Below are 1,865 nucleotides of genomic sequence, written 5' to 3'. Positions count from 1 at the left end.
ATCCCAACAAGTCAATCAGCTCATTATAGGTTTGCTCTGGTATTTTTTCTTTATCTATCATTTTGCAGTGTCCTTCACATCGGTTGCGTACAACGGTTGGCCGCATGGCGCTGTAGCAGATTTGCGTTGAGATTGTCCGTCCGAGAGGACGAGACTATCGAGGCGGGAATCTGCCCACCCAAGATGAGCCGGACTGCTATGCGCTATGGCGGCGTGTTGGCCACAGTGTTTATTATAAATTTGGTTCAATTATATAGTAATAGAATACTCCAAAAATCAAAGTACTGATTAAATAATTCAATATTGTCTTAATGGTACTGATTCCTTGTACATTTCTTAGTCCCCTAATTAATAATATTACTTGACTTATACTAAGAATTGCTTGTCCTACAATTATTAGAAAAACAGTGATGGATAAAACTATTCTAACGATTGAATCTGAACTAATTAAAATAACTCTAGAAAGATAAATTCCTAATAATATTGTTACCACAAATATTACATACGGCCAATATGATTTCGCTAATGTTTTATAAATATTTCTTAAGTCATTGTTGCCTTTAAACAATTGACCTGTCAACTTTATTAAAAAGCCAACTATAAGATTTGAAACCAGTCCATAAAGAATTCCTGCTGTTATAAGTGTACCAATTGCAGTAACAGTTGTCTTTGTGCTTTCAACGTTAATTAGTCCTTTGGATTTCATTACGTAATAAATAAATACAATTCCACTAATACTCCAAAGCAAAAAAGTACTGAACCATCCAACTTCACTCTCAAGAATTGAATCAAATATTTTATTAATCTTTTTCACGGATTACGGTTTTCATTGTGGCCAACGGCCTGCCGCATGAAGCGTATGGAGATTTAACCATACATACTTTCCAAATTGAGCAGAGCCAAAGCGTTGTATTTGTTTTTAACTTTTCATTTTAGAAAGCCAAATCAAATATTTGGCGTTGGTCGCCTAAATCATAAAACATCCAAGACTAGTCGGACTCCATATGCTTTATGGCGGTTTGTTGTGTGGTGTTATTACTTAAAATTTTACTTTTAATTTAAAGTCTTCCCAGAATAAAGTACAATTGTCACGAGCAATATATGCATCTCTATTGTTAATTTCGCTATAGCCTAATGATACATAAATATCTCTTCCAAATCGAGGCAAAGATAAAATCACATTATCTTCTGATTTAATACCGGCTTCTTCTATATCATTCATTTCTTTTGCTGATATTTCTTCCTTCAAGAGCACTCTAAAAATTTCATTATAAGGAACAATACTTTCTGTTTCTAACTTGATTAAAGCATCACTTGCTGTTAATTTGAAAAATGTTAATCGAACAGTTGTGTCAAAGGTTGCACATACTACATGGTTTATTGCAACAATTTTTTCTTCTTTACCTATATTCCAATAGCAAATTTGAATAGTACCATCCCAACCATCGTACATTTCCATAAATCCATTTGATTTATCAATGATTCTAATTAGTCTATCTGGAGGATATGAAACAACTTCTACTTTACCTTTTTCCTTAGCTTCTGAATTATAGTTAAGTACTAAATCCTTTCTCTGTTCAATATTCTTATTGAGTAAATATTCACTTGGTATTTTATAAAAGATATCTATAATATTGGTACAGAAAACGTTTGAGTTAAAGAAAAACCATATTGTAAATAATATTATATTTTTCATATTCTAAGTAATCATTAAAAGTGTAAGTTATTTTTTTAAATAAATCCTTTGGATTAATGGGAAAAATACCACACAACGGTTGGCCGCATGGCGCTGTAGCAGATTCTGCGTTGAGATTGTCCGTCCGAGAGGACGAGACTATCGAGGCGGGAATCTGCCCACCCAAAGT

General features: G+C 33.2%; 3 protein-coding genes. All 3 read right to left on the bottom strand.

Translation table 11 applies throughout. The features are described 5' to 3' along the window. Positions 1 to 232 precede the first annotated feature (232 nt). Positions 233 to 814 carry a YIP1 family protein gene (locus KEM09_RS21710; protein ID WP_212232037.1) on the bottom strand — a complete coding sequence of 194 codons (582 nt, stop codon included), beginning with the start codon at positions 812 to 814 and terminating at the stop codon, positions 233 to 235. Between the two features lie 225 nt (positions 815 to 1,039). Further along, the gene (locus tag KEM09_RS21705; RefSeq protein WP_212232035.1) at positions 1,040 to 1,696 is read right to left on the bottom strand and encodes a hypothetical protein; all 657 of its coding nucleotides are present in this window, start codon (positions 1,694 to 1,696) and stop codon (positions 1,040 to 1,042) included. Further along, the coding region (locus tag KEM09_RS21700) for a hypothetical protein (RefSeq protein ID WP_212232033.1) at positions 1,656 to 1,865 on the bottom strand (210 nt) is incomplete at its 5' end. The genes KEM09_RS21700 and KEM09_RS21705, both read right to left, overlap by 41 nt.

It is taken from the genome of Carboxylicivirga mesophila, from assembly GCF_018271975.1.
In the GTDB taxonomy this organism is placed as follows: Bacteria; Bacteroidota; Bacteroidia; order Bacteroidales; family Marinilabiliaceae; genus Carboxylicivirga; species Carboxylicivirga mesophila.
This window is presented reverse-complemented; position numbering and strand designations above follow the sequence as displayed.

Coding starts and splice junctions, on each gene's coding strand:
- KEM09_RS21705 (WP_212232035.1), bottom strand. CDS start 1,696: ATGAAAAATATAATATTATTTACAATATGGTTTTTCTTTAACTCAAAC.